Annotated in this window: 25 protein-coding genes; 7 read left to right on the plus strand and 18 right to left on the minus strand. The window is 59.0% G+C overall.

Features of this window, described 5'->3' with window-relative positions; translation table 11 throughout:
- Nucleotides 1–10 precede the first annotated feature (10 nt).
- Nucleotides 11–2,329 carry an ATP-dependent DNA helicase RecG gene (locus EII11_RS01580; protein ID WP_124867880.1) on the minus strand — a complete coding sequence of 773 codons (2,319 nt, stop codon included), beginning with the start codon at nucleotides 2,327–2,329 and terminating at the stop codon, nucleotides 11–13.
- Nucleotides 2,326–3,957, minus strand: coding sequence for a hypothetical protein (locus tag EII11_RS01585; protein WP_124867882.1), 1,632 nt, complete (start codon nucleotides 3,955–3,957; stop codon nucleotides 2,326–2,328). The genes EII11_RS01580 and EII11_RS01585 overlap by 4 nt, the downstream gene beginning before the upstream one ends.
- A 290-nt stretch (nucleotides 3,958–4,247) precedes the next feature.
- Between EII11_RS01585 and rpmB the strand changes: the two genes are divergently transcribed.
- Together rpmB and brnQ are read left to right on the plus strand one after the other, a co-directional pair.
- Nucleotides 4,248–4,439, plus strand: a complete 192-nt coding sequence (gene rpmB / locus EII11_RS01590; RefSeq protein ID WP_124867884.1) for a 50S ribosomal protein L28 — start codon at nucleotides 4,248–4,250, stop codon at nucleotides 4,437–4,439.
- 157 nt (nucleotides 4,440–4,596) lie between these two features.
- The gene (gene brnQ, locus EII11_RS01595) at nucleotides 4,597–5,958 is read left to right on the plus strand and encodes a branched-chain amino acid transport system II carrier protein (protein ID WP_240623006.1); all 1,362 of its coding nucleotides are present in this window, start codon (nucleotides 4,597–4,599) and stop codon (nucleotides 5,956–5,958) included.
- A gap of 17 nt (nucleotides 5,959–5,975) precedes the next feature.
- Here brnQ and EII11_RS01600 read toward each other — a convergent pair whose 3' ends face one another.
- From EII11_RS01600 to EII11_RS01650, 11 genes are all read right to left on the minus strand, one after another.
- Complete coding sequence (locus tag EII11_RS01600) at nucleotides 5,976–6,950, minus strand: TIGR01777 family oxidoreductase (protein ID WP_124867886.1); 975 nt, start codon at nucleotides 6,948–6,950, stop codon at nucleotides 5,976–5,978.
- 82 nt (nucleotides 6,951–7,032) lie between these two features.
- Nucleotides 7,033–8,019, minus strand: a complete 987-nt coding sequence (gene thiL, locus EII11_RS01605; protein ID WP_240623007.1) for a thiamine-phosphate kinase — start codon at nucleotides 8,017–8,019, stop codon at nucleotides 7,033–7,035.
- A 39-nt stretch (nucleotides 8,020–8,058) separates the two neighbouring features.
- Nucleotides 8,059–8,514, minus strand: coding sequence for a hypothetical protein (locus EII11_RS01610; RefSeq protein ID WP_124867888.1), 456 nt, complete (start codon nucleotides 8,512–8,514; stop codon nucleotides 8,059–8,061).
- Entirely contained in the window at nucleotides 8,514–9,113 is a 600-nt protein-coding gene (locus EII11_RS01615; RefSeq protein ID WP_124867890.1) for a hypothetical protein, read from the minus strand. Before EII11_RS01615 ends, EII11_RS01610 begins: the two co-directional genes overlap by 1 nt.
- 148 nt (nucleotides 9,114–9,261) lie before the next feature.
- Nucleotides 9,262–10,158 carry a TrmH family RNA methyltransferase gene (locus tag EII11_RS01620; protein WP_240623008.1) on the minus strand — a complete coding sequence of 299 codons (897 nt, stop codon included), beginning with the start codon at nucleotides 10,156–10,158 and terminating at the stop codon, nucleotides 9,262–9,264.
- 47 nt (nucleotides 10,159–10,205) lie between these two features.
- On the minus strand, nucleotides 10,206–10,589 hold the full coding sequence (gene rplT / locus EII11_RS01625) for a 50S ribosomal protein L20 (RefSeq protein WP_124867892.1): 384 nt from the start codon (nucleotides 10,587–10,589) through the stop codon (nucleotides 10,206–10,208).
- A 31-nt stretch (nucleotides 10,590–10,620) separates the two neighbouring features.
- The gene (gene rpmI / locus EII11_RS01630; protein ID WP_124867894.1) at nucleotides 10,621–10,815 is read right to left on the minus strand and encodes a 50S ribosomal protein L35; all 195 of its coding nucleotides are present in this window, start codon (nucleotides 10,813–10,815) and stop codon (nucleotides 10,621–10,623) included.
- 49 nt (nucleotides 10,816–10,864) lie between these two features.
- Nucleotides 10,865–11,578, minus strand: coding sequence for a translation initiation factor IF-3 (infC, locus tag EII11_RS01635; RefSeq protein ID WP_240623009.1), 714 nt, complete (start codon nucleotides 11,576–11,578; stop codon nucleotides 10,865–10,867).
- 264 nt (nucleotides 11,579–11,842) lie between these two features.
- Complete coding sequence (locus tag EII11_RS01640; RefSeq protein ID WP_240623010.1) at nucleotides 11,843–12,598, minus strand: SseB family protein; 756 nt, start codon at nucleotides 12,596–12,598, stop codon at nucleotides 11,843–11,845.
- Entirely contained in the window at nucleotides 12,595–13,314 is a 720-nt protein-coding gene (locus EII11_RS01645; RefSeq protein WP_124867896.1) for a type 1 glutamine amidotransferase family protein, read from the minus strand. The genes EII11_RS01640 and EII11_RS01645 overlap by 4 nt, the downstream gene beginning before the upstream one ends.
- Before the next feature lie 41 nt (nucleotides 13,315–13,355).
- A complete protein-coding gene (locus EII11_RS01650; RefSeq protein WP_124867898.1) occupies nucleotides 13,356–13,964 on the minus strand; it encodes a hypothetical protein in 609 nt (202 codons plus the stop codon).
- A 242-nt stretch (nucleotides 13,965–14,206) separates the two neighbouring features.
- On the opposite strand from EII11_RS01650, the gene EII11_RS01655 reads away from it, so the two are divergent.
- From EII11_RS01655 to EII11_RS01665, 3 genes are all read left to right on the plus strand, one after another.
- On the plus strand, nucleotides 14,207–15,184 hold the full coding sequence (locus tag EII11_RS01655) for a DMT family transporter (protein ID WP_205649190.1): 978 nt from the start codon (nucleotides 14,207–14,209) through the stop codon (nucleotides 15,182–15,184).
- Nucleotides 15,181–15,414, plus strand: a complete 234-nt coding sequence (locus EII11_RS01660) for an RNA-binding S4 domain-containing protein (protein WP_124867900.1) — start codon at nucleotides 15,181–15,183, stop codon at nucleotides 15,412–15,414. Before EII11_RS01655 ends, EII11_RS01660 begins: the two co-directional genes overlap by 4 nt.
- Before the next feature lie 131 nt (nucleotides 15,415–15,545).
- The gene (locus EII11_RS01665; RefSeq protein ID WP_124867902.1) at nucleotides 15,546–16,292 is read left to right on the plus strand and encodes a hypothetical protein; all 747 of its coding nucleotides are present in this window, start codon (nucleotides 15,546–15,548) and stop codon (nucleotides 16,290–16,292) included.
- A 155-nt stretch (nucleotides 16,293–16,447) separates the two neighbouring features.
- Here the strand turns inward: EII11_RS01665 and EII11_RS01670 are convergent, their stop codons facing one another.
- The 5 genes from EII11_RS01670 to EII11_RS01690 are packed head-to-tail and all read right to left on the minus strand — an operon-like array spanning nucleotide 16,448 to nucleotide 24,287.
- Nucleotides 16,448–17,425 (minus strand): carbohydrate ABC transporter permease, encoded by a 978-nt coding sequence (locus tag EII11_RS01670; protein WP_240623011.1) that lies wholly within the window; start codon nucleotides 17,423–17,425, stop codon nucleotides 16,448–16,450.
- Nucleotides 17,422–18,423, minus strand: a complete 1,002-nt coding sequence (locus tag EII11_RS01675) for a carbohydrate ABC transporter permease (RefSeq protein WP_124867904.1) — start codon at nucleotides 18,421–18,423, stop codon at nucleotides 17,422–17,424. The genes EII11_RS01670 and EII11_RS01675 overlap by 4 nt, the downstream gene beginning before the upstream one ends.
- Nucleotides 18,424–18,460: 37 nt before the next feature.
- Entirely contained in the window at nucleotides 18,461–19,759 is a 1,299-nt protein-coding gene (locus tag EII11_RS01680; protein ID WP_124867906.1) for an extracellular solute-binding protein, read from the minus strand.
- A 50-nt stretch (nucleotides 19,760–19,809) separates the two neighbouring features.
- Complete coding sequence (locus tag EII11_RS01685; protein WP_124867908.1) at nucleotides 19,810–21,075, minus strand: glycoside hydrolase 5 family protein; 1,266 nt, start codon at nucleotides 21,073–21,075, stop codon at nucleotides 19,810–19,812.
- Nucleotides 21,076–21,122: 47 nt separating this feature from the next.
- Nucleotides 21,123–24,287 (minus strand): alpha-mannosidase, encoded by a 3,165-nt coding sequence (locus tag EII11_RS01690; protein ID WP_124867910.1) that lies wholly within the window; start codon nucleotides 24,285–24,287, stop codon nucleotides 21,123–21,125.
- Nucleotides 24,288–24,456: 169 nt separating this feature from the next.
- On the opposite strand from EII11_RS01690, the gene EII11_RS01695 reads away from it, so the two are divergent.
- The gene (locus EII11_RS01695; protein WP_124867912.1) at nucleotides 24,457–25,467 is read left to right on the plus strand and encodes a LacI family DNA-binding transcriptional regulator; all 1,011 of its coding nucleotides are present in this window, start codon (nucleotides 24,457–24,459) and stop codon (nucleotides 25,465–25,467) included.
- Between the two features lie 172 nt (nucleotides 25,468–25,639).
- A complete protein-coding gene (locus tag EII11_RS01700; protein ID WP_240623012.1) occupies nucleotides 25,640–26,863 on the plus strand; it encodes an AGE family epimerase/isomerase in 1,224 nt (407 codons plus the stop codon).
- Nucleotides 26,864–26,962: the final 99 nt, after the last annotated feature.

A 26,962-nucleotide genomic window follows, 5' to 3' on the forward strand; every position in this document is an offset into this window, starting at 1 on the left:
GGTAAGCGCTTTAGACGCGTTCCATCCACGCAGCCTCATCCGCGATCATCAGGCGCACCTCACGATGCAGAGCAGGATAGGGCGCAAGAGCATCTTCTGCGCTACTTCCCTGCAGGACGCGGGCGAGGGCAGCGGAGCGGGCTTCAGCGATAATCTCTTCATCTCTCAAAACCGACAGGAAATGCAGCCCCGAACTGCGACCACTTTGTCCGGCGCCGAGAACATCTCCTTCACGTCGGAGTTTCAGATCAGCTCGCGCCAGTTCAAAACCATCTGTAGTCTGCCTAAAAGCCTCCAAGCGGGCCATGCTCTGAGGAGAAAGCCCCGCCCGATGAACCGCCACACAGATCGACGGAGTATTGGAACGCCCCACGCGCCCACGCAACTGGTGAAGTTGAGAAAGACCAAATTGTTGGGCGTCCAGAATCACCATCATGGTTGCTTCAGGAACATTCACCCCAACTTCAATGACAGTTGTCGCCACCAGCAGCGGACAGGCACCACGGGCGAAAGCCTCAAGGGTTGCGCTCTTCTCTTCCGAGGGCGTGCGCGAGGTCAAGGTCGCAATGGAAACCCCCTCCAATGCCGGATGTTCGCTCAGCATAGGGGCAATGTCCATCACAGCCGATAGCGGAGGACGCGCAGAAAAAGCACCCCCACTGTGTGCGTCCCTCACACTCTCTTCAACGCTAAAAAGGGCATCCTCCGCATCAAGATCAACAATAAACTCATCGCCGCCACCATTGAGCACGCCATTGTCCACGTTGGCTCCAGCGGGCCCTTCGCCCTCGATCCGCGGACAGACAACATACACGCGCCCACCTGAGTCGATCTCTTCACGGGCGCGCACCCAAAGACGCTCAAGCCACTGAGAATTGTCTGCACTAACCAGGTGCGTTACCACAGGAGTTCGCCCGGGAGGCAGCCCCATCATTCGTGTTTCCTCCAAGTCGCCAAAGACCGTCATAGCGATCGTTCGTGGAATCGGAGTTGCCGTCATCACACATTGATGGGGAGTCATGGCCTTCGACTGCGGCCCCGGGGCTTGCCCATCATGATTGTCACGCTGGCGGCTGCGCTCGCGCAGACGGTCACGCTGTGCCACGCCAAAACGGTGCTGCTCGTCAACAATGACTAGCGCACAATCAGCAAAATCAACACTGTCTTGAATAAGGGCATGAGTACCCACAACAATCAGTGGCACTCCGCTACTCATTGATTCTTGGATTCGAGCGCGCTCCCTGGGAGTGCTTGTCCCTGTCAGCACCTCGACAGGGAGGTCACAGTCAGCGGGGATCAATGTACGCAAGGAGGTGGCGTGCTGTTCAGCGAGCACCTCTGTCGGCACCATCAGCGCCCCCTGATGTCCTGCTCCCACAACCTGGGCGAGGGCAAGAAGAGCGATGATGGTCTTGCCCGAGCCGACATCCCCCTGCAGTAGGCGCATCATAGGTGTGTGTCGCCCAAGATCGGCACTGATCTGCGCCCACGCCTCCTCCTGAGACGGCGTGAGGGTAAAAGGCAGATGGGCACGCAGCTTCGCGAGTAGTTCTCGGCTCCCATGTCCCTCTGGCGGGCACGCGGGAGCCTCGTCGCCCTCATGAGTGCGACGCCGGTAGGCAAGGGCGGCCTGCAAGACGAACGCCTCTTGCCAAGCCAGCATTCGACGAGCAGCCTGATAGTCCTCATCCTTGGTAGGTTGATGCAAGGCGCGTAAGGCTTGGGCGCGGCTGCACAGGTTGTGATCGCGGCGAATGTCATCGGGGACGAGGTCTGGAATCTCATCATCACCAATGTCATCAAGGATCATGCCCACCGCACGGCTCAGCACCCACGGCGTGAGTCCCTTCCCCAGGGGGTAAATGGGGATAGGGCGTTCCTGACGGGCGCGCGCAGCCTCTTCGTCGCCTTCGATCGCCTCTTCAAATTGGGGGTGAGTGAGTTGAAGGCGGCCACGATAGGCACCGATTTTTCCAGCGAAAAGGTGGGTCGAACCGGGAGTAAGCAGGCGCTGATGAGGGATGAGCTTGTACTGATTAGCCCCAAAGAAGGTGGCCGTCATCTGTTCATAACCATCCGTGAGGGTAACTTCTAAGCGCACCCCTCCCCTGCTGCGATTGGCCACCAGCGTGGCGGAAACAACCCGGGCGAGAATACTCACGTCCTCGCCCGGGTGGAGGGATCGCATCGCTGTCAGAGTGCCCCAGTGGTAGTAGCGCCGCGGGGCGTGATGCAGGAGGTCACCCACCGTGTGTAGTCCGGCCGCCTGGCATTTTTTGGCAACGGCTGCGGGTAGACGCAGGTTCAGGGGCGTATCAAGGACATTCACAGTAAGCCCTGAAGTTGGGTGTGCGTACCGAATCCCCCATCGATAACGTCCAGCACTGCCCCCGGGTAGGCCGAAAGCAACTGATTGACAAGCGCCACGACATTGGGGCCCTCATTTCCGCCGATGAGAATACGCCATTGGCGCGGTTCCATTGCTCGAATATCTTCAACGGCGGCGACGAGTTCGTGGTCAGTGTGGGAGGACATCACGATCGTGCGTTGCGAGGTGAGAGCATGTTGCTGGGCCTCACGTAAAAGCGAGTCGACCTGCGTGGCAACCTGGGGGCCGCCGGGCTGGGGAACGAAGATCGTTCCACAGGCGTGCACGAGAGCGAGCGATTCAAGGTCGGATCGACTGTCCCCGACGATCATGTGCGGCGGCGTGTTTTCACCACCGGCGTGGGTAGCGCCGTGTGCTTGAGGGCGCTCAAGCAGGGCGTGTGCGGCATTGACGAGCTCGGCACTGGGCTCGTCGTAAGGCAGGACAAGGCTCACTCCCGTTGATGAGCCGCGCGCAAGTGCCGCGATCGTTGGGACATCGTCCAACGTTGGTGCGAGGAGAACAGTTGCTCCTCCCTGCGCAAGGTATTCGACAAGGCCAGGCGCTTGAGTAAGGGCGATAACGTGAGCGCGCTCAACGCGTTTCATCGGTCGGCGTTCGAGAAGGCGCACCCCCCGGTGGGTGACGCCATCGGAAAGAGTGTCAACGCCAATGAGTTCATTAGGGCGTGCGTCCGTGACGGTAAAGGCACGCACATTTGTCGTACGCGGGTGGACAGCCAGCGGAGCAGAGGTATCGATGTGGAAACGCCACTCCCCCAATCCGAAAAAGTCAGCACGGCCAACATAAGAATGAGCAGCCCCCAGCAGGTTCAGTCGCGCGGAAAGGGCCTGCGCATCGGAGTGGGCGCCTGAAAGGACAAGGTCAACAGTGAAAGCGCGCTGTTCCTGGGGGACGGCCGCGCGCGGTGGCCTTGACGTCGGAGAAGCGGCGAGGTCGGCAAGCATCTGCGCAAAGGAGGCCAACAGGGAGTAATCATCTCGCACGACGCTGTCCAAACAGGTGGCCAAGAGGCTGAGGATTGCCGCCCCAGGGTCTATTCGGCTTGTGGTAGCTGAGGTTGCTTCGATCAGTCCAAATTGAGTCTGTGCAGCGTATAGATTAACGAGGTCGTCACCGTCAGGAAGAGTGGTTCCGAGAGCGTTGAGTTCATTACGGGCGTCGTCGCACATTGCAAGAATCGCCGCAGATAGCTCCATTGAGCCGCTTGGGCATTGACGCGGATCAGCACCGAGCATTGAGCGAATGTGCACCGGTTTGAGTACATCAACTCCGTCAATGCTGTGATGCCAGGTCGACAAGATGAGGGTCAGCAGTTGCCCGCAGTGGCCCATGCCGTAGGTGATGCCAGCGTCGATGGCCAGTTCCAAACCGGAGGCAAAGGAAAGATACTCAGTGGCACCGTCTAATGCCTCAGCCATGTGGACAAACGTGTGGTGTGCGTTGGTGCCGGTGTCGCAGTCCTTATCGTCCCAGCCGTCGAGATCGTCAAGGAAGGTACGCAGGGTGGCAGATTCCTCGGCTGCCAGGCGCAGTGCGGCTGCCAGAGTGTGCGCACGCAATGACACGGCGGGCCTCCTTGTTTTAAACGCAGTGATGTCAACAGGTAAGGGGCGACAAAGAGATATTGTGTAGGCGGGGTGCTGAGGGCGTTTCCTCGTCTTTCAAGGAGAAATCCTCTCACGCAATTGTCCGAGTCCACTTCACTGTGTGCCACTTGACACGCCCTAAAGGTGTGTATGACTTGGACTTGCGCTGGATTGTCCGCTATTCTTCTGTGGTTGCCTTCGGTGGATTCTCACCGTTGGACACCGCCTAAGGGCGGTACCGAAAGAAACTTGAACCAAGGAGAACGATCGTGGCTGCCGTGTGTGACGTCTGCGGTAAGGGACCGGGCTTCGGCAAGAGCGTGTCGCACTCCCACGTGCGCACCAACCGCCGTTGGAACCCCAACATCCAGCGTATTCGCGCTCTGGTGGGTGGCACCCCCAAGCGCCTCAATGTGTGCACCAAGTGCATGAAGTCTGACAAGGTCGTGCGCGCGATCTGATATCAGACTGTGGCGGACATTCTGTTCCGCCACCACCTCAGCGTATGCAAGACCCCGCAGGGATGCCCCAGCGGGGTCTTTGCTCGTCCACCGCACCATCGTGCGAGTTTTCACTCCCCACAATGACGACACGCCCCTCGTATCAAAGGAAACCCCCGTGTCCCCATCATCTGCCGCACAATCTCGTTCGCGCCACTCGAATACTCTGGTGGTCGTCGTCTCGACCGCGCTCATGCTCTTTTCTATGTTCTTTGGAGCGGGGAACCTCATCTTCCCTCCGATGATTGGCGCTTCTGCCGGTGAAGCCTTCACACCGGCAATGGCAGGTTTCCTCGTGGGTGGCGTGGCTCTCCCCATCGTGGCGATTGTGGCGATCGCCTTTTCTGGATCCGATCTTTCCGACCTCTCACGCAGAGCTGGACGACTATTCGGCGTCCTTTTCCCCGTAGCTATCTACCTAGCGATCGGGCCTTTCTTTGGTCTGCCGCGTATGGGAGCCGTCGCCTATTCGACGTCTTTCGTCCCATTGACCTCACATGATTCTCTGCTTTCAGCCGTCATTTTTAGTGCCGTCTTCTTTTCCGTCTCGGTGGCGCTCGCGTGGAATCCTCGCACCATCATCCAGTCACTAGGGAAGGTGCTCACTCCCACGCTTCTCATCTTCCTGGCTATCCTCATTGTCCGATCCGTACAGGTCCTCAATGGGACTCCCTCCGCTGCCCAGGATGATTACGCCATCCGCCCAATCTCAGCCGGTATTCTTTCCGGCTACTTGACGATGGATTCAGTGGCGGCGTTGGCCTTTGGCATCATCGTTGTCGACACCCTTCGCGCTAATGGTGCTGTCCGTCGACGCCACCTCATCCCCCAAACCATTACGGCCGCTTTCATTGCTGGGGCTTTCCTGTCGGTCGTCTACATCGGCCTCGGGCTGATCGGACGTTCTATCCCCAACTCTTCACACTACACCGACGGTGCAGCGCTACTTATTGATGCAGCCGCACAGTCCCTGGGCCCTACCGGCGCTTTCGTCTTTTCAATGACCGTATTAGCGGCATGTCTCACCACTGCCGTTGGCCTGCTCGCTGCATGCTCAGAGTTCTTCCACCGCATGTTGCCCGTTATTGGCTACCATGTGTGGCTTGTGGGCTTTGCCGTTGTCGCCTTTTCATTCTCGATCCACGGCCTGCCCACCTTGCTCTCTATCGCTGGGCCACTCATTGGTTTCCTCTACCCCATCGCGATCACTCTGATCACTGTCGCGCTGGTTGGTGCTGTTGTGAATCGCTGGACAAAACTGCCCGTCACATTCCGCATGGCAGTTGGCGTTGCTGTCGTGTGGTCGGCAGCGACCACCCTCGCGGGCCTTGGGTTTGGCACCGACTGGCTCACCCCTGTTCTCCACACTGTGCCCCTGCATGAGATGAGCCTGGGGTGGGTTGTCCCCGTAGCTGCAGCGGCCATGCTCGGCCTCGTCATTGACCTCATTCAGGCAGGTAAAGGCCGTAACGAAGGCTAAGTCACTATCTGACTTTGTCAGCGTCGGTGGCGTGCAGGCAGCACCTGACCAAGAATCTCAAAGGCGGTGGGAGCGGTGAACATGAAGCCTTCCGCCAGAAGCTTATGGGGCAGGGCCCGCTGTGAAGCGAGGATAACCTCTTGAGCCATTTGACCGCCAAGAGTTCGCAAGAGCACTTCAGGCGCTTTGAGGAAAGCAGGACGTGCGAGATAGTGCGAAAGATTCTCATGGAACTCTTCATTGCGAAGAGGCTCCGGGCACACTAGATTCACAGGCCCCTCAATACTGGGGGTCGTGAGACAAAAGACCATCGCGCGCACATGGTCAACAACCGAGATCACAGGCATCCAGGACTGACCGCTACCTAACTGGGCACCTAAACCGAGCCTGTAGGGGATCACCATCATCGGCAGTAGGCCCGCTTCTGGACCCAGCACGAGGCCGGTGCGTAACAGGACTGTCCGCACGCCATAGTCATCCTGCGCGCGCTGCGCTGCAGCCTCCCACTGAATACACAGGTCAGCAAGAAATCCTTCACCATAGGACGATTCTTCGGTGAGTTTCTCATCTCCCCTGTCAAAGCCGTAAATACCGACCGCCGATCCTGACAGAAAAGCTCTGGGGCGGCGACTCTTCGGTAGGCGTCCGATGGCATCCACAATGGTGTTCACGGAATCAATGCGGGAGCGAAGTAGTGTCGTCTTATAGCTATCAGTCCACGGGCGTCCAATGAGATTTGCCCCGTTGAGGCAGATTACCGCTGCAGCATCCGCCAGATGTTCTTCATCGCAGATTCCCTCACTGGGATTCCAGTAGGCGACACCTGAGTTCTGTGCAGTTGGATTATCCTCAATGCGCTCAGGCGCGCTACGCTGCAGTCGGCGCACCTCGAATCCGAGTGTCACAAGAGCGTCAAGCAAGTGAGAACCAATGAAACCAGAAGCCCCTGCGAGCACAACCAGTGGCCGCTCGGTTAAACGTCTTTCCGTCATGATTATTCCCACCCCTTGCGTGTTTTCTCCGTAGGAACTAGCCTGACACGTTTTTCTGTGGGCGGCTACCTGGATGGCGTCCTTAGTCTTGCCTGAAGTGATCCCACCCGCCGTGCAACTCTGCCCCACTCATAAACGCACCGGGCGTTTCGCCCTCTGTGCAAGCACGGACGGAGCCGATCGGCCGGAAGCCCTCAGGAAGGGGGGTATCGGCAGGGAAGGTAGCAAAGAGTGCGTGGTCTTCACCACCAGTAATGATCCATTCAAGGGCGGGAGTGCCTGCGAGCTGCGAGGCGGCGGCAAGGGCGTCTTCATCAGCACGCAAGGCCTCGCGATCAATATCAATGATGACGCCAGAGGCACGGGCGATCCGCCCCGCGTCCTTGGCGAGACCATCGGAAAGATCCATCATGGCTGTTGCCCCTGCGCCCAATGCGCGTGGCCCAGCTTCAAGGGGCGGTTGAGGGGTACGGAAGATGTTCACAGCCTCGTGGAGCTCACCGAGGTCTTCAGAGCTGCGCAGGGAGGGGTGAACATACCCGCCGAGGAGAAGGTCAAGACCAGCCGCAGAACGGCCCAGGGTTCCTGCCACAGCAACGAGGTTTCCGTCTTGAGCTCCTGCGCGGGTAATGGGGTTCCCTTCGCACCAGCCCATCACGGTAACGGCGATGATGACACTGTCACCTGCGGAGAGGTCGCCGCCATCAACGCCACCCCCTGCTGCGGCAATTTCTTCACCAAATCCCGCAACGAGGTCGACGAGCCAATCGACGTCCTCATCTTTGGGAACGGTCATGGAGACAACAGCAGTGGAGACTCTACCGCCCATCGCCGCAATATCAGCGAGATTTTGAGCAGCGGCCCGTCTGCCGATTTCCCGAGCCGTTGACCACTCACGTTTGAAGTCGCAGTGTTCCATGACAATGTCTGTGCTGACGATGAAATGTCCTTCGGGGGCAGCGATAACAGCGCAGTCGTCACCAGAGCCCAGGGTTGCTCGCGGGCTAGACGGTAGGACTTCTTTGAAGCGACGGATAAGTTCAAACTCGTCAATTTCATGAACACGCATGGCGGTAGCCTATCGCCTATAAATTATCAACCAGAGCAATTATTGGGCAATCACTGTCATCAGTGCAGACAGGGCAGCATTTCCTGCCGCTCCGATGGCAATTGCTGAGAGTATCGACGCGCCCGTACCGATAAGGAATCGTTCAGAGGCTTCGGGATTATCCTTCAGTTCAGGATAGCGGCCAAGGCCTTTGACACCGAGGATCAGGCTAATGAGAGCAGGATGCCCTCCCATCATGCATGCGGCAACCGCAATACGCTCCAGGATCCCGATCCATAGGCCTCCTCGAAGAACCTGGCGTTCCTGATCCGTTGCAGGCAAAAGGGTGGCAGATTCTGCACCGGTGGAGATATGCCTGAGTGGAGCGGGTACTTTCGCCCATTCGAGCACTTTAAGAGTGATTGCTTTCCCGATGAAGATAGCGCCGAGCAGGACAATAACCCACATCAGGAGTTCAACACTGATGTCAAGCAGGAAATCACGAGTGATCGGCATTATTCCTCCGAGGTATTGGCCTGTTCGAGTAGTCGTATGAGTAAAGCATCCGTTGCTCTTTCAGTGTCCCATGCGGAGGCGTTGAGGGACTGAGAAACTGCTGAAGGACTAATGCCAAGAAGTTGGGCGGCATCTGCACGGCTTTTCGCCTGCACGACAGCATCAATGACTTCCCACTGGCGCTGCGTACGTTGGGCGGCAACATGCATTTTTAGTGTGAGCAATGCGCCGGCTTCTGTTTCTGCCGTCGGATGCTCAGGAATCTTAAGGGCCACAGAGGGGGAAAGATTTTTTGAGGCATCAACCGCTTGCCGGGCAGCATAAAAGGCTTTACCGCCGCCTTCTACAGTGCGCGGCATTTTCATGGTCGGAAATTCGCCATTCCCGACGCCCAGGCCGCAATGCCAGTGCCCGTCACGAACGCAGCGGCGAATAGCCTCAAGTGCGCCGACAGCGTCCTGTGGGACACCTTGAATTTCATCTCCGACAGTTCGTTCGAAAGGGGCAAGGGTAGGTATATCTGCCAAGAGGCTGAGTAGGTGCGGCACACGGTCATCGTTTTCGCGTGATTTCACCTGGTCGATCGTGAGTACAAACATCGTGCCCTCCGTGTTCTTCTGCCTGGACGCATCATCGTCAGATCACAGCTACAATTAAGTATAATCACTTCATCCTGATAAATGAAGCCAAAACACTTCATTGCAGATAATGAAGTGGTACCACTACATTGAGGACACGCGAAGTGCTTTAACGCCCACGCAACAACTGAGAGGCGTACAAGCAAATTGACGCCGCTGAGGCCACGTTGAGCGATTCAGACTGTCCGGTCATAGGAATCGTGATGAGGCTGTCGCAGGCGGCGAGTTCCTCCTCGCTCAAGCCCTTTGCCTCATTGCCCATCAACCAGGCATGAGAGCGCGTCAAGACGGTAGGCACACCGTGCATCGAAAGGGCAATAAGTTCTGACAAGTCCTCGGCTTCACAACTGCCCGAGGTACCCAATAATGCCGCTCCCCTACCACGCAGATACTCCACAGCCGCGTCAAAAGAGCGCATAGGAATCACGGGAAGATGGAAAACAGAACCTGCAGAAGATCGCACGACCTTAGGATTGCGAACATCAACGCTACCCGCACACAGCACAACAGCGCTGGCACCCATAGCGTCTGCAGTACGAATAATTGTCCCGAGATTACCCGGGTCACGCCCCTGAGTGACGCATACGAAGGTCACGGGCAGCTCCGTCGCCCCATCTGCGCTACTTCCCTCACTAATTACCGTGCGGGCGTCGCTCGACGAATCTTCGTCGATTGCGTCAAGCCTGGCGACTGCGAGGATCCCCTGAGCGTCACCCGACATGGCGGCGGCGACCTCGTCAGTCACTTCATGCACCCAGCGGGTGGCCACATGGGCGAGCTCGCCGATCTCGGGGTGAGCGGAGGTGGCACTGGTGGTCAGGTAAACGTCCACGACGGAACGTGGACGGTGAATAAGCAATTCACGCACAGCCTGAGGGCCTTCAACGAGCATGTGGCCACTACGTGAACGCGCTGAGCGCCCAACCAGTCTGGCAACCTTCTTCACGCGATCCGCGTGAGGGTTACTCAGAATGGTTGGGCGCTCGGTGCTGAAAGTGTCGGACACGGTCTCTATCAGACTGGAAGGTCTAATTCAGACGATGTGGACGCAGCTCAGGATGCCTTGGGAGCGTTGACGTCTGCAGGCAGGGCTTCCTTAGCCACCTCAACGAGGCGGGTGAAAGCTGCCGGCTCGTTGACGGCCAGCTCAGCGAGCATGCGACGGTCAACCTCAACGCCAGCCAGGGACAGGCCCTGAATGAAGCGGGCGTAGGTCATGCCCTGGGCGCGGGCTGCAGCGTTGATACGCTGAATCCACAGACGACGGAAGTCACCCTTGCGGGCCTTGCGGTCGCGGTAGGAGTAGACGAAGGAGTGGGTTACCTGCTCCTTGGCCTTGCGGTACATGCGGGAGCGCTGGCCACGGTAGCCCGAAGCCTGCTCAAGTACGGTACGACGCTTCTTCTTGGCGTTAACAGAACGCTTGACACGTGCCATTTCTAACGATTCTCCTTGTCAGACGTGCCGGTCACTTGCCGAGCATGGTACGGACAGCCTTGACGTCCGCACGTGCGACAACCTGGTCGGAGGCAAGACGACGGGTCTTGCGGCTGGACTTGTGCTCAAGGAGGTGGCGGGCGCCTGCCTGCTCGCGCATGATCTTGCCTGAGCCGGTCACGCGGAAGCGCTTCTTGGCTCCAGAATGAGTCTTATTCTTCGGCATGTCTTCTATTCCTTCTTCTGTGACGAACAGTTGGGCCAGGCCCTTGTCCTCAGTCTTCTTCCGTGGCCGACGCGGTGCGAGCCCTCCCCTTTGAGGAGCGCTCTGCCTGCTTGTCGCGGCGTGCTTCACGTTCGGCTTCGCGACGCTTACGCTGTTCGTTCATCGCATCAGCCTTGCGCTTGGTAGGTGCAAGCACCATGGTCATATTGCGGCCGTCCTGGCGAGGCATGGACTCGACAGTTGCGAGTTCTCCCACCTCATCAGCCAGACGCTGAAGAAGGCGGACGCCTGCTTCAGGACGGGACTGCTCACGGCCGCGGAACATGATCATGACCTTGACCTTGTCGCCCTGGCTCAAGAAACGTTCGACGTGTCCCTTCTTCACTCCGAAGTCGTGATCGTCAATCTTGAGACGGAAACGAATCTCCTTGAGCTGCGTGTTTGCTTGATTACGGCGTGCGTCGCGAGCCTTTTGGGCTGCTTCGTACTTGTACTTGCCATAATCCATGAGCTTGGCAACCGGAGGCTTTGCTTCAGGGGCAACCTCAACGAGGTCAAGCCCAGCCTCTTCTGCCAGACGTAGTGCGTCCTCCAAACGGACGACGCCAACCTGCTCACCGCCGGGGCCCACAAGGCGTACCTCAGGGACTCGGATACGGTCGTTAATGCGCGGCTCGCTGATGAGACGCTCCTTCCACGGATTGTTCCTCAGACACGAAAAAGCCTTCGTGCCCAAACGCGCACGAAGGCTCTCAAAGGACACGGCTATTGCCGTGAACCATTCGACCCGATTCCCTTGGCGCTCTTAGCGGCGCAACCGTCATCCGTGAGGATTCTGGCGGGCATCTAGGTGGGAGTAACTCCGCTTGCGTTCCGGGTGTTTACCCGGTCGGTCGCATCCACTTTAGCAGGAATACCTTGAGGACACGAACACGTGCGCCATGCCAGCCAACGTGGACTCAGCCACATTTCTACTTGCGTGATCGTCCGCACCCGGATACGACACGACTTTCCCGTTGGAGGCCCCTTAGACGGGCAGGGGCACAAACTCGATGCGATCCCCCGCTGCCTGGAGACGCTGAGCTGTCTGCAATGCCGCGAACAATCCAGTGAGCACCTCACGAGGATCCCCCACAGCGCTCAACATCTGGCGGTCGACATACAGCTCAACACGAACGACCATTCCCTCCTCAGCGGGAACGATACGCAGCTCGTGGACTGCCTGAGCCCCAGGCACATCCTGATACTGCTCATGAAGCTGTAAAAGAAGTTCCTCATCGCGCCAGGCCGGCAACCACTGATCGCCCTGAGCAAGGGCAGCCACACATGAGCGAGGCATAAGTACCGCATCAGGGCCGGGGTTAAGAACCACGCGGCCACCTGTCTCTACCAGTGCCGTCAACGCAACCTTGTGGAAAGGCAAGGTCATGGGGCGGGCACCAGGCCGACTCGTTTCCAGTTCGATAGAACTCGAATATGCGACGAGGGCCTCACGGCCACCGACCGTCACGCGCGCAAAATCTGCGGCGTCGCAACTGCCCGGATCGACATTGGCGTGCACACCTGTTTCGCGCGGGTCAGCCTCAACATTGATGGGCACAATGACGCGCTCATGGCGCAGTGCCTGCGCCAACGCTTCCAGGCGCGCTACTGCTCCTTCAGTGGCACCGAGTGCGAGGGCTGCGGCGGTTGCAGGAAGAAGCTGACCAGAATCCTCCCGGTCAACCTTCATCGCCAAACGCGCCGCAAGCTTATGCCGTTGGGCTTCGGTCAAGTCCTTCACTGCACTCCTCCCATGGACAGATCAGCGGTGATTTTGGCATGTTGGACCCAGTTGCGTAGCAGGCGAAGCCCCAGATTACCGGCTTCTTCTGGAGCCCACGCGCATGCGCACAATGCGCCGTTATCAATCGCGGCAATATACGGGGCGGGCGGCCCCGCCCAGGCAATACGCGGCGGAGTGAGGGGACCATCATCCATTCCCTCAGCCGGGTTGGTCCGCAAAGCAAAGTCTGGCTTGACCTCGCAGTTCATCGTGTCGATGCCTGCAAGGAATGGGGTGGGAATAGGAACATGTAGCGTTGCTGTCCCTCTTTGCGCAGGCATGTGCACAACTGTGCCTTCCCACTGTGGAGCAGGGCTGGCAAGAAACTCGCCGTTGATGTCGACACCGTCGCACAGCATATGCATCCCACTGCCACACACCAGCACAGGCCGCCCGCCCGCAATACGAAGCTCAATGATCTGCGCCAGACGCTTCTGGGCGAAAACCCGCCTGTAGTCGGCAAAAGATGGCCCATCTGGGATGATCAGTGCGGCAGCATCCAACATCTCAATACGATGTGAGGTCACAAAAGAGGGCGCCCCGCACTCCGCGAGGGCGGCACGCAAAGGAGCGTAATCCACCAGGCCCGCATCGAAAATCGCCACCGCCCTCGTGGGCCTCTCGACAGCTTCACCCGAAGTCAGGAGAGGCTCACGACCGTTCTTACTTGACATCACATGTTCTCTGGACGTTTGTCTCACACTCACTCTGAGGCTTACCTACGGCGGAACCAACCGAGCGGGCCACGCGGGCGCCTCGTCGTACCATCCGAGGAGACTGAATCGTCGTAGTCATGAGGATGCGTCCGTCCCAACAGTAAATCCTCAGCAGCCTCAGGAATACATCCCAACAGCACACCTGCAGGGATAGCGTCTTCGGGTTCCCCACTGACATAGCGGCGGGCAGTCAACTGACCGGAGACTCCCACCTCTGCGCCCTCACCATCAACCAGCCATGACATCACTGCCACCGAGCCGTACTTCGACAGGCGCGAGACGGCGCGGGCAACCTCGTCAACAATCTCAGGCATATCCCGCTCTTCAGCGAGCAAAGAAGCAAACTCATCCTCGTCAGCGGAGGCGTTCTCCACCTGAATCCACACGGCGCTCCAGGGACGCATTCGCACAATATCCAAGGAATAGCCACTCAAGGACAGTAAAGCGTGTAAGGCTTCGGCAGAAGGGATCGGCGCAAGGACCAGCGCAACAGACAGTGAACCCCCCTCTAAATGAAGAGGCTCATCCACTGCGGTAGACGGGTCGGCATCCATTGACGCCACCAGGTCTAAGAACTCGGCATCGAAATCGTCACGGTTCTCGGCCACCGCTGAACCTCCTCACACACTACGAGGGCAGCCACACGCTGCCAGCACCATAATGCTACCGCCCCACACCCCAACGCACCGTCTCCACTCTTCCCAATATCCCACAGCCACACCTCAGAGCTCACAAAAGCAGGCCAATGAGGCCCATTTCCCTGAGTGCGACGGCGGCGATACTATGGGCCTGCTGCAACTCCCCACGAACATCTGAGCACACCATCTTTGTGTTGAAAGGAGGCACCTCTATGGCCTCGCCCTCACTGCCAACCAACGCCTCCTCAAACGCCACTCACGAACCCGCTCATCCCCACGTTTCAACGCTGATCCCCGTCATGGCACTTGTTGCGATTACCGCCGTGTGGGGCTCATCATTTGTCATCATTCACGACCTTGTCGAACGCATCCCTCCCATTGATTTCCTTGGTGTTCGCTTTGGAATAGCAGGCGCGCTCATCGGACTCATGCGATGGCGTGCGCTGCGCGAAGTACCGCGTTACGTCTGGAGTCGAGGAATCATTCTCGGCGGAGTCTTCGCCTGCGCCCAATACGCCCAAACCGTTGGACTGGCACATACGAACGCCTCGATCGCGGGGTTTATCACCGGCATGTACGTTGTGCTCACCCCCGTAGTGCTCCTTGTCGCCTTCCGCGTGCGCGTTCCCGCAATCACCTGGCTCGCAATCGCCGTAGCGACACTTGGCATGGCGGTACTCAAACTTGATGCCTGGTCTGTCGGTTATGGTGAGGCAATCACTTTGCTGGCGGCACTGCTCTACGCCGTCCACATTGTCTTGCTTGGGCAGTGGAGCACGCCGACGAATCAGGTTGAACTGACAACTATTCAGATGATGACGCTCGGCGCGGTATTTATTATTGGCGCTCTACCTGGTGGGGTCGCGCTACCGTCAGGAGTCAGCGAATGGGCGCAGATGATCTATATGGCGCTGATCGCCGGACTGCTGGCTCTCGCTGTGCAGACATGGGCTCAATCGCGGATCTCTGCTGCCAAGACCGCCATTATCCTTACCGGTGAGCCCGTGTTTGCTGCCGTCTTCGCCGTGCTATTCGGAGGCGAAATCGTTACTACCCGTATGGTCGGCGGAGGTCTGCTGATCGTCGGCGCGATGCTCACCACTGAGCTTTATCCCCTGTTGCGCCCTCGGCCCACGCAGCAAGAGATCCCCGTTGAGCCCGCACAACTGTCTGGAAAGGCATCCTCATGACCACCCCCATCATCACAGTCACAGGAACGATCCGTCTGGGCCAGTTCCTCAAGCTCGCCGGCCTTGTTGAGGACGGTGCAATGGCACGAGAGCTCATCACTGACGGTGACGTGACCGTCAATGGCGAGGTCGAACTCCGACGAGGACGCCAACTCGCTGATGGCGACGTCGTGGTCGTGCACTCCCCCATGGGTAGCTTCACCGCTCAGGTCGCGCAACGCCCAGAGTAAACAGAGTGAAACACCCAGGGTGAAATGCCCAGAGCAAACAAAGTGAACAGGGCGAACAGGGTGACCAGAGTGACCAGGGTGAACAGGGTGACCAGGGTGAGCAGTGTGATGAAGGAATACAGGGGGCCAAGATGATTTCCTTTTCTTTATCCCCTACCCAGGACCTTCTTCTGACCTGGCTTGATCCGGCAAACTCACTGGCCAACGGAAAAATCGAACGGGTTACGCAACTGCTCGGCTGGAGGCCTGACGAGCGTATACCCGGCGCTTTCCACACGCCTTTAGCCTTCGGATGGCGGCCAGATGCGACTATTCGCCTCACACCCGAGGGGGTCTGTGAAGTCACCTTCCCTCTGGCACCACAACTCGATTCTGGCAGCGCTCAGGTCTGGAGCATAGGCAGCTACGCTGAAATCGTGAGCGCCGATCTTACCGACCTCTTCGGTCCTGCCCGTCGTCGGCACAATGCGGATGGTCAGGCGGTCAGCACATGGATATCTTCTGATGGTCTTTACCGCATTACCGTCACCACCACAGATGACCACCTTGACGTGCGCCTACGCCGCCCCATTCGTGCCCAGAGCATTTTAGGGAAGTACCGCTCGCCTTCGCTGGCATCCACGAAGAAAGCAACTGTCGAGCGCCTGCAAAACATTGCTATTTTTATCGGGATCGTGGCCATCGTCGTCTTCGCGCCCCTCGTTGCTGTGCTGGGAACGATTGTGGTGGCGCTCTTTCCTTTTGTTGTCTACAGCGCAGGCTATTCTCTTACCTTCATTATTCCTTTAACGATTGCGCTTCTTGTCGGCTACGTCTACACCATGCGGTGGTACTTCGACAGGCTCCGCCCCGTGTGGTCGTTTATCCGCTCCCGCTAAAAACCGCCGCCTGCGAAAAACCCTGAGACATGCCAAACCCTTCGGGTGGGTGCCCCACATATGGAGAGCGCCCACCCGAAGGGCATGGTGGGTGAAAGATGAGCCGGAGGCGTCGGCCTCGCCTCCGGCACGACCTGGGACCCAGAATATAGGCGCTACCCCTTCACGCCTCCTGCCTCAACGCCACGGAAGAATTGCTTCTGCGTGGAGATAAACAGCAGGATGATCGGGAGCAGGGCAATCATGGTTCCTGCCGCCACCACTCGCGGATTCGACCCAAAGGTAGAGTTCAGGTACTGCATGCCCACGGTCAGCGTGTACTTGGCCGGGTCAGAGAGCACCACCAGGGGCCATAGGAAGTCATCCCAGGCCTGAATGAAGGACATGAGAGCAACCACCGAGGCCATACCCTTGACATTGGGCCACAGAATGTGGCGGATACGTTGGAAGGTGGAAGCCCCGTCAATTGCTGCGGCGTCCATAATCGATGGGGGCACCGAGGCCGCAGCCGTGGTCATGAGCAGGACGTTAATGGCGGTCACGGCGGTGGGCAGGAATACGCCTGCCAAAGTGTTGGCCAAACCCAGCGACTTAATAGTCAGGTACTGCGAGGTCAGCGTGACTTCAGCGGGCAGGAGTAGGGTCGACAGAATCAGGCCCATAATGAGGGCTTTGCCTCGAAAACGCATACTTGCCAAGGCGTAGCCCGCTACCGTCGCGAAGATGACATTGGTGATGACCGTTGCCACCGACACCAGCAGGGAGTGCCACGCGTAGGAGACAACAGGGATCGTGCGCGTGACCTCGCCATAGTTGGCCAGGGTTGGTTCGAGTGGGATGAGGTTGGGCGGGAAGGTGTAGATGTCCTCCATTGGCCCTTTCAGCGAGGTCGAGAGCTGCCAGATAAAAGGGCCAACAGTGATGAACATAATGAGGATCATCAGGGTGTAGCGGGCGATCATGCCCGGCAGGGTGGGCTTGTCGAAGTTAGCTTCACCCTTGCGACGCCAGGGGCGTTCTTTTCTGGGCGCATCTTCCCCTCTGGGCGCGCCTTCCCCGGCGGCAGCGCTTCGCATTGCGGGAGCATTCGTGTTCTGGGAGTCGTGGGCAGAACGTGCGGTGTGAACACTCATGACTGTGCTCCTCCTTCGCCAAGCGGAGTGCTGTGGGGAGCAACACTAGCGTGCGCGAGGGCGCCCCTTTCCTTTGCCTGACGCTCAACGCGACGGCGGATCGTCCGATGCGACCATGCCTCGCGAATCTCGGCGCCCTGGTTAATCCAGCCCACCACCAACAGAGGGCCAATGGTCAGTAGGAAGAGGACAACAGAGATGGCCGAGGCGTAGCCAAGATTGCCGTTGAGCCCCTTGCCGGTTTGCTGGATGAGCATGACCAAAGATTGAGCCTGACCGCCCGGGCCACCCGAGCCGTTCGTCAGCACGTAGATTTCGGAGAAGATTCGCATGGCGGCCACCGTAATGAGTGCCGAAATGAGCAGCATGGCGGGCTTCACGGCAGGAACCGTCACCGACCAGAAACGTCGCCATGAGCCTGCCCCGTCGAGGGCGGCTGCCTCGTGAAGTTCCTTGGAAACGTTGGTCAGGGCGGCGAGGTAGACCACCATGTAATAGCCCAAGCCCTTCCAGACGGTCAGGGAGATCGCGGAGAGCAGAATCAGCCACCGGTCAATGAGGAAGGTGATGGGCTGGTCAATGAGGCCAGTGAACATGAGGGATTCGTTGATGATGCCCTTGGAGTCAAACAGCCATGCCCAGATAATGCCGACGACCACGACCGAGGCAATAACGGGGAAGTAGTAGGTGGTGCGAAAGACCGAGATCCCAGGGAGCTTCTTTTGGACCAAAAGGGCCAAGAGAAGCGGCAGGAAAGTCAGTAGAGGCACACAGACGATCACGTAAACGAAGCTGGTCACCATCGCATAGGTGAAACGCTCGTCGGCAAGAAGGTCAATGAAGTTCTGCATCCCAATAAAGTTCGGGGTGCGCAGCGGGCGGGCATCGGTGAACGCAAGGTAGACCGTATTGAGGAACGGCCAAATAGAGAACACCACCACCCAGAGCACTGCGGGTGCCAGCAGCAGGTACGGCGTGTACCAGCGGTAAGACTTCATAGTCCCCTCCCTGTGGATCTCGGTCTTTCGCAGCCAGTCACTTCACGAGATTCTTATTGGCGTACTCGACAGCCTTGTCGAGGGCCTCTTGAATACCGATCTCACCCTTAACAGCCAGAGCCATCTGCTGCTTAAGGTAGGTGTCCATGTCGTAGGTGAATTGGATCGGGTACTCGGGGGTGGCATCGCCCAGAGCTGCAGCAGCGGCTTCGGTGGCTACCTTTTGCAGATCGGACTCGATGACGGAAGTGAAGGCGTCCGGGTTCTCGTTAGCGGCCTTGGTGCCGGGGAAGAAGCCCTGAGCAATCTTGACGAACTCGACCTGGTTGTCGGTATTGGTGACGTACTGGGCGAACTTGAGTGCCAGTTCAGGATACTTGGAGGTCTTTGACACGGAGATACCCTGAATGAACAACGGCGGATGGCCGATACGTGGAGTGACCACCGTGTCGGGCACCAGCGTGGGGGCTTCCTTCGCGAGGTCGGATGCGAAACCGGCAGCACCAGTGGTCCACGCCGTCTTGCCTTGGAAGTAGAGGGTCTTATTGCCCAGGTAGTCGGCGTTGAGGGCCTCGGCAGGCATGGCGCCGTCCTCGTAAGCCTTCTTGTAGCGTTCGACAACCTTCACAGCTTCGGGAGTGTTAAAGACAAACTGGCCGTCCTTGAAGATCTCCACGCCAGCAGCAGACAGGGTTCCTGTGCGAGGCACGTCAGAGATCATCTTGATATTGCCGTTGCTGGCCTTAGCGACCTCGGAAGCCATAGCGAAGAGGGCGTCAAGGTCGGTGGGGAGCTTGGTAGCGTCCACACCGGCTTCGCTGAGCATCTTGGTGTTGTACCAGTTCAAGTCGGTGCCCAGGTACCACGGGTAGCCGTAGACGCCCTCGATATTGGGGTAGACGTAGGCATTAGTGGCACCCTCAACGTACTCACCAACCTTGGCGCTATCGGCGGCCTTGAGGTCGACAAGCTGATCTACCTGGGCAAGCTTGTAGGCGAACTCCGGGGGGAGGTTGATGACATCGGGAAGTTCACCGGAGTTTGCCTGCTGGAGGATCTTGTCCTCGTAGCCGTCGCCAGGCTGGTCAATCCAGTTCACCTTCACGCCGGGGTTTTCCTTTTCGAAAGCGGCAATGACGCCTTCAAAGTACGGGCTGAAACGGTCATTCTTCAGTGACCAGGTCTGGAAGGTGATTTCGCCACCTTCAACGGCGATGTCGCCGCTGGCTGGAGTGGCGCTTTCGCCCCCACCGGTGACAGTGCCGCCTGTGCAGGCAGCCAGGCTAAACGCGGCAGTTAGAGCAACTGCAGCGGTGAGTGTACGCATGGTGCGCATGGTCTCCTCCTTCATTGGATGATCCAGGTTCTTTACTTTTATGGAACTGCTTAGTCCCGGGTTGAAAGGAAGGGGGCGACTTCGCCCGCTTTCCCTGTTTCTTCGACGTAACCGTCGGTGCTGAGTTCAATGGCGCGCACATCCCCTGCTAGGGCGTACTCCACCCATTGATCGAAGAATGTATGGGTAGCATCCGTTGCTGAACGTTCCCATTGAGGCAGGTCAAAGACGAGGCTGTCGCGAGTGTGTCCTTGCCCGGTGTCCTCGGCCCCCTCTGGCGCCGTGTAATGAGTGTCTCGGTAGCGGCGGGCGGCCTCGGAGAAGGCCTCGCCAATGGGCTTAATTGCGCCACCCTCGTCAATAAGGCCCAGGGAATACTCAAGGTTGGGGAAGTCGGCCAGGGCGCGGGACACGTCGTGGGAGCACCACCATGTGATGGCCTCAAGGTTAGGGCTCACTCCCCCACCCTTGGCGCCCATGAGGATGTCAACGGTGTCGAGGAGGAAGGCAGGCCCGTCCTCTGCTGCGACATAGTTGTCGGGGCTGCCGATTTCTTGGAGCCACAGTCCGCGCGTTGGGTCAGGTGACCAAGCAGAGGCCAGCTCACACAGGTAGCGGGCGAAGTAGGTCAGTTGTGGGGTTCCCGCACCAAAACGGGGCCCGACGCGGCCAAACACCCAACTGTGGACGGTCGTGAGATCCCCGTAGGTGACGGCTGAGGAGGGGGTGAAAGGGTGGGTGTTGTCGAACCAGAGGTCGTCGTCATGGCAGTGGACGTGTGTGCCTTCTGGCCAGACCTCCCGTGCCGCGCTCAGCAGGGTAGCCAGCCATTGGCCAGCCTCTGCGGGGGTGATGAGGTCAGCGTCGGGGTGGCGCAGTGCAGCAAATTGGATGAATTCATTGCCCACCGTCAGGCCGGTGGCGCCGGGCTGGTCTTTGATAGCGCTGGCTAGGGCTTTAACGAGGGCCACTTCACCGGCCACAACGTCGGGGTCGGTGAAGAGGTTTCGGCGGTGCCATGTGGACACCCACGAGGGCAGGAAATCAAAAGACGACAGGTGCCCTTGAAGGACGTCCACGCTGGAGTTGAGGCCCGCCTCATGAGCGAGGCGTACCACCGTTGCCACGTCGTCAATAGCTTGGGTGCGGATGAGCGTGCGGTTGGGCTGGAGGATGGGCCACAGGGGGAAGATACGGACATGATCGGCACCGAGGGCAGCAATGGTGTGCATGTCCTCGGCCACGCGGCCAGGGTCGAAGTCAAGCCAGGAGTGGAACCACCCACCGCGTGGAGTGTAGTTAACACCAAACTTCATCGTTTCGTCTTTCCTGTGTGGTTGTACGTGTTCTGCCAAGTCCGCCGTCAGCGCGCATCGCGTGGGGCGGGCGTGATTCTGAAGGTGAGGATCTGGAAGGGGCTGGCTTCGAGCGTGTACCTGTTGCCATCACGTTGAAGGGCGAGGTCATCGCGTCGAGGCCGGTAGCGCAAATCCGTCAGGCGGGCGAGCCCTTCCGTGGTGAGGGTGACAGTGCGTGGGCCACCTTCAGCTTCGTAGGCGCGAACGAGGATGTCACCGCTGCCATCACCTGCCAGAGAAACGGACTCGACGACAGCGCCTTCACACGTAAAGGGAGCTGAAATATTCAGTGCGCGAGGAAGCGGGTGAGTAAGCACACGGCGGCCAAGGTTTATATCCTGGGCTGCTGCAATAGCCTCGCTCACGCTGGCACCGGGAAGAAGCCGGAAGTTCCACTCATGATGGCCCTGGTCTTGGTGGGGATCGGGGTATTGGGCGGATTTCACCAGCGTGGCGCGCACAGCCGCCCAGGTACCTCGGGCTTCGTGGGGCCTGCGAGTAATGTCCCAGCCATAAGTCGCATCATTGGCGATCGCTAGGCTCGCCCCAGCGTTGGCCAGGCGCAGCCAGCGATGGGCGCCAACCTCAAACTTGTAGGCGTCCCACGAAGTGTTTTCGTGGGTGGCGCGCACAGTGTGGCCCATCTGGGTTTCATACTGGGCGTGATCAGTGTGAATATCGGCGGGTAGCGCCAGTTTGAGGAGTTTTTCCGTCTCATGCCAATCGACCTCAACATGAAGGTCCAAGGCTTTTTCGCCGGGACGTAGACGCCACTCGATGTGGAGTGAGGACTCCTGACGGGAGCCAAAACGCACCTGGGCTCGCACGCTGCCTTCACCATGATCGAGGCGTAGACCGTCAAAGGTCATGCCGGTGATGGTGCTCTGAGAGCCACGGTAGAAGGGGTCAATATCCCAGGCGTCCCACATATTCGGGAAATCCTGGTGGAGGTGGAACTCCCCGGCACGTGCTCCTGCAGGAATGTAGTCGCGGCCACTCTCCAGGTCGATGAAGGACACGCAAGCGCCCTCCTCGTCGAAGCGGGCGCGAACCAGTCCGTTGTCCAAGGTGCGCGATTCCAGGTCAAGGGTGACGGCGGGAGCCTCGTCCATGCGGGCAGGAGCGATGGAGAAGGGAGGAACGCCGTGGAGCGGGAAGGAGGTGGCATTGGCGAGGACGGGCGCGCTGGCAGCATCGGTCGCAACGGTGTTGGTCGCAGCGGTGTCGATCGCAGCCGCGGCACTGGGGCCTAGTACACCGGGTTCTGCCGTAGCGCTGGCGCACAGGCTCTTAAGGGCATCCTCAATAATGGCGGTCAGTTTCTCTCGCACTGCGGCGTAGAGCTCATCGACCTCTCGGTAGACCCAGGCGATGGAGGTGCCGGGCAGGATGTCGTGGAATTGGCAGAGTAACACCGTACGCCAGGCATCTTGGAGCTCTGCGTGCGGGTAGACGAAGTCGGTGTTGAGGGCGGCAATGGTCGCCCAGAGCTCAGCCTCGCGCAGCAGGGCCTCGCTGCGGCGATTGCCCTGCTTGGTTGTGATCTGGCTGGTCAGGGTGCCGCGATGAAGCTCCAGGTAGAGCTCACCCACCCACACAGGCGGGTTAGGCTGGTCGGCCTCGGCCTTATCGAAGAAAGCAGTGGGCGATTCAATGACGACCTTCGGCGCGCCCTCCAGGTTAGAAAAACGCTCGATACGGCCCAACATCTCACGAGTAGGACCGCCCCCGCCATCCCCGTAGCCGAAGGGCAACATGGAGACGCTGGCGCGCCCCTTGTTCTTAAAGTTATCGACGGCGTGAGCCAGGTTCGCGCCCGTCACTTCAGCGCCGTAGGTGTCGACGGGTGGGAAGTGAGTGAAGATGCGTGAGCCGTCAATGCCCTCCCACAACAGGGTGTGATGGGGAAACACATTGACCTGGTTCCACGAAATCTTCTGGGTCAGGAAGCGGTGAATACCTGCCTCGCGGGCAATCTGTGGCAGCGCCGCGGAGTAACCGAAAGAGTCCGGTAGCCAAATCTCTGTGCAGGAATAGTCGAGGTTGTCCTCAATCCATCCCATGCCTTCAACGAGCTGTCGGCACATGGCCTCGCTGCCAGGCAAAACGGCATCAGGCTCAACCCACATGCCACCCACGGGCACAATCGACCCATCGGCCACGCAGGCGCGGATACGGTCAAAAAGCTCCGGGTCATCTTCTTGGATCCACGCCATGTGTTGCGCGGCAGGCAGGGCAAAGATCAGTCCTGAGCCGCCCTCGATGAGGTTGACGACGTTGGATAGCGTGCGCACAACCTTGCGACGGGTTTCGCGCAACGGCCACAGCCAGGCGGTGTCAATGTGGGCGTGCCCCACAGCGCTAAGAGTGTGGGCGCCGGGCAGGGCAGGGCGAGAAAGGAAAGGCGCAAGATGGGCGCGGGCTCGATCCGCGCTACCAGGAACATCATCGAGGTCCAGCGCGTCCAAAGCATCGTTGAGGGCAAAGAGAATACGCCACTGGGCATCCCCGAAGGTGTTGACCTCGGCAATCATTTCGCGTAGGACCGCAATATCGAGGGCGAGGGCTTCGACCTCGTGGTGGACGATGACAAGATCCGCCTGACGCAGGGTATAGAGGTCGTCCTGACTGGAGGTGAGTTTATCGCCGTCGGCAGTGACCTGGAAGGGAGGGACAGCCAGAAGCAGCGGGTTGGCGGCGGCCTCGATCATGAACTGGACGCTGCCTGGCGTTGACTGAGTCCCTGTCGCAGGGAGAGGAATCCAGCGGTTTTTAGGATTAAGCGCTTTAATGGCGCGACCATCCATGTCACGCACCTGGGCTTCACATTGGAAGCCAACAGAGTGATCGTCCCAGCCCAGGTCAATGACGGCTTCGAGACGGTCCTGGCCATTGAGGGTGAGTTCGGGAATAGTGACCGTGGCGCGGAACCAGGTGGTCTGCCAGGGAGCTCCCCATGAGGTACCGACAGTGACGGGCACGAAAGGGGACTTGCTCGCAACCTCAAAGGGGACGGGTTCGGCAACGACTGGACGACCGTCAATAGTGTCGAGGGGAATGCGCCAAGCCTCCAGGTTAATAGCACCGATGGTGGTGGTTTGGGCGGGCAGGATGCGCTCGATGAGGGTGCGTTGAATGCGCTGTTCGAGGATGCTCCTGTTGTCGTGCACCACAGCTCCTTCGTCATGTGCGTTCGATGAGTTGTCGTTGTTGCTTCCCATGAGCCGCACTGCCTTGTGCGCGCTGTTGAGATGTGATTTGGAGTGTAGTAACTAATCCGGTTTAGTAATATCGGGAACGATAAAGATCTCATCACAGTTTCCAGGAGGCACCGGCCCAATGAAGCGCCCCACCATCCGCGACATCGCACGCGCCGCAGGCGTCTCCCCCACCGCCGTCTCCTTCGCACTCAACGGAAAAAACGGGATTTCCGAGGCCACCCGCGAGCGCATCCTCAACGCTGCAAACGCCATGGGTTGGGCTCCCAACCCCGTAGCCCGAGCACTCTCGATCTCACGATCCCACGCGGTTGGCCTCGTCATTCCACGGCCCAAGAGTGCACACTCGTCCGAGCGCTTCTTCTTTCACTTCATGCTCGGCTTACAAAGCACGCTTGCGGGCGCAGATCTTGGGCTCATGACGCATATGTCCACCAGCGAAGACGATGAGCTGGAGGCCTACCGCAAATGGTGGGCACAACGTCGCGTGGACGGGGTGTTTGTGCTCGATCCACGCCAGGACGACCCTCGCGACTCGTTGCTACACGATATTGGGATGCCGGCAGTTTTCGTGGGCGACGTGCAGGCACACTCAGGGGCGGTACTTGCTCAAGACGCTGGCATGATGCGTGTCATTGCGGAGCATCTGCGAGAGCGCGGCAAAACCTCGTGGGCGTATATCTGTGGGCGCACGTCAAAGACGCATATTCGTCTGCGTGTAGAGGCGTTGACGGCTTACGCTCAGGCCCATGGTGTGCACCTGCAGGTTGTGGCCGAAACGGAGTTCACGGAGCATTCGGGGTATATCGAGACGAATCGGCTCTTAGCTTCGCAGGTTGTGCCGCAGGCTCTAATTTTTGAAAATGAGATTCTGGCTTTGGGTGGGATCCAAGCACTTGCCGATAATGACATGAAGCCCGGCAGGGATGTGTTTGTCGTGTCCTGCGAGGATTCGGCGATTTGCCGAATTGTCACCCCTGCGATTTCAGCGATTGACCGTGATCCTTCAACCTTGGGCCAGCATGCGGCGCAGGTGATGATTGACATGTTGGAAGGGGCCACACCTTACACCTTGCAAGAGGGGGTGCCGCATTTGATTGTGCGGGCCTCGTCTGCGGGGAATAGAGACTAGGGCGGGAGGGCATGGCCGCAGGAAGAAAAGAGGGCGCTAAACGCGTTTAGTTCTTCTTGTCGCTTCGTGCACCTTGAACCGCCGTCCCCTTGTAGACCTGTGGAGCACCTACTAGCATCAAGGCGAGCTGCACTTGCGAGCGGCCACTGCCACACGCATCAAAGGAGATATCGTGAACCCCCTAGTCCCCACGGATATTCAGGCCGCCATGAGTGACGAGGCTTTACGCCTTCTTGATTTTGGGGCACAGTCTCGCACCGAGCATGGCTTTGGGTGGCTTTCTGATGAGGGCACGGTTGATGACGCTCAGGGCGTGCAACTGTGGATCACGGGGCGCATGACTCATTGCTTTTCTCTTGCGGCTTTGATGGGACTGTCGCAGTATGCTCCCCTGGCCACTCACGGCATTGCCGCCTTACGTTCGGGCGCATTGCGGGCTGAGTCTGATGGCGGGTGGTATTCGCGTGTGGAGATGGATGGGAGCGTCGCTCCGGGGCTTCGCACCTCCTACGATCATGCCTTTGTTGTGCTGGCTGCCTCCTCGGCTCGTCTGGCCGGGGTAGAGCAGGCCGATGAGCTGCTGCGGGAGGCGATTGAGTCTTTTGAGCGCCTGTGGTGGGACGAGGCTGCGGGTATGGTCGTGGATGCTCGCGACCCGCAGACCCTGGAGGTTGATCCCTACCGTGGCGTGAACGCCAATATGCACTGGGTGGAGGCCCTGCTGGGAGCGTGGGGTGCGACGGGTGAGCGTGAGCATCTGGAGCGCGCCTCGCGTATTGCGGCTCGCGTGGCATCAATGTTCACCGATCACGCCTTCCGCCTGCCTGAACATTTCAATGAGGCGTGGGAGCCTTTACTGGATTACAACCGCGACATTCCTGCCGATAAGTTCCGCCCCTTTGGTTCGACGCCTGGCCATTGGTTGGAGTGGGCGCGTTTGTTCGCACAACTTGCGTATGCCTGTGACGAGGCCGGGGTGGCGCGCGACGAGCGCTTGGATGCTATCCCGCCGTTTATGTACCGTCTGGCGCTCCTGGAGGGATGGGGTGTTGATGGGCAGCCTGGTTTTGTCTACACCACAGACTTTGAGGGACACCCGGTGGTCGCCCAGCGGATGCACTGGGTGCTCTGCGAGGCCATCGCGACGGCGCAGACGCTGAAACTGACGACAGGCGATGCCTCGTATGGTCACGACGTGGCTCTGTTCTGGGAGTACGCGCGCCGCTACCTCATTGAGGCACCCGGCCAGTGGCGCCACGAACTGGATCCTCTCAACACACCCGCGCAGGGCACATGGGCAGGTAAGCCGGATATTTACCACGCCTTCCAGACCATGATTATTGGCACGCTACCCCTGTCGGCCAGCTTTGCGGCAGGTCTGGCACAGCTGCGCTGAACATATCCCGTCACTGTGAGGGCTGTCTATTGTGTGCGGCTCGAACGACGGTTTCCCCTACAGTGACGTGACAGTTGTTGCGCTGGGTTACATGTGCTG

Source organism: Schaalia canis, assembly GCF_003858455.1.
In the GTDB taxonomy this organism is placed as follows: Bacteria; Actinomycetota; Actinomycetes; order Actinomycetales; family Actinomycetaceae; genus Pauljensenia; species Pauljensenia canis.

What these genes read in the sequence shown, in the direction of transcription:
- EII11_RS01665 (WP_124867902.1), top strand. Translation starts at nt 15,546, where the DNA reads ATGATTTCCTTTTCTTTATCCCCTACCCAGGACCTTCTTCTGACCTGG.
- EII11_RS01615 (WP_124867890.1), bottom strand. Translation starts at nt 9,113, where the DNA reads ATGTTTGTACTCACGATCGACCAGGTGAAATCACGCGAAAACGATGAC.
- thiL (WP_240623007.1), bottom strand. Translation starts at nt 8,019, where the DNA reads ATGCGTGTTCATGAAATTGACGAGTTTGAACTTATCCGTCGCTTCAAA.
- rpmI (WP_124867894.1), bottom strand. Translation starts at nt 10,815, where the DNA reads ATGCCGAAGAATAAGACTCATTCTGGAGCCAAGAAGCGCTTCCGCGTG.
- EII11_RS01655 (WP_205649190.1), top strand. Translation starts at nt 14,207, where the DNA reads ATGGCCTCGCCCTCACTGCCAACCAACGCCTCCTCAAACGCCACTCAC.
- EII11_RS01685 (WP_124867908.1), bottom strand. Translation starts at nt 21,075, where the DNA reads ATGAAGTTTGGTGTTAACTACACTCCACGCGGTGGGTGGTTCCACTCC.
- EII11_RS01675 (WP_124867904.1), bottom strand. Translation starts at nt 18,423, where the DNA reads ATGAAGTCTTACCGCTGGTACACGCCGTACCTGCTGCTGGCACCCGCA.
- rplT (WP_124867892.1), bottom strand. Translation starts at nt 10,589, where the DNA reads ATGGCACGTGTCAAGCGTTCTGTTAACGCCAAGAAGAAGCGTCGTACC.
- EII11_RS01610 (WP_124867888.1), bottom strand. Translation starts at nt 8,514, where the DNA reads ATGCCGATCACTCGTGATTTCCTGCTTGACATCAGTGTTGAACTCCTG.
- EII11_RS01670 (WP_240623011.1), bottom strand. Translation starts at nt 17,425, where the DNA reads ATGAGTGTTCACACCGCACGTTCTGCCCACGACTCCCAGAACACGAAT.
- EII11_RS01645 (WP_124867896.1), bottom strand. Translation starts at nt 13,314, where the DNA reads ATGTCAAGTAAGAACGGTCGTGAGCCTCTCCTGACTTCGGGTGAAGCT.
- EII11_RS01695 (WP_124867912.1), top strand. Translation starts at nt 24,457, where the DNA reads ATGAAGCGCCCCACCATCCGCGACATCGCACGCGCCGCAGGCGTCTCC.
- EII11_RS01600 (WP_124867886.1), bottom strand. Translation starts at nt 6,950, where the DNA reads ATGACGGAAAGACGTTTAACCGAGCGGCCACTGGTTGTGCTCGCAGGG.
- EII11_RS01680 (WP_124867906.1), bottom strand. Translation starts at nt 19,759, where the DNA reads ATGCGCACCATGCGTACACTCACCGCTGCAGTTGCTCTAACTGCCGCG.
- EII11_RS01660 (WP_124867900.1), top strand. Translation starts at nt 15,181, where the DNA reads ATGACCACCCCCATCATCACAGTCACAGGAACGATCCGTCTGGGCCAG.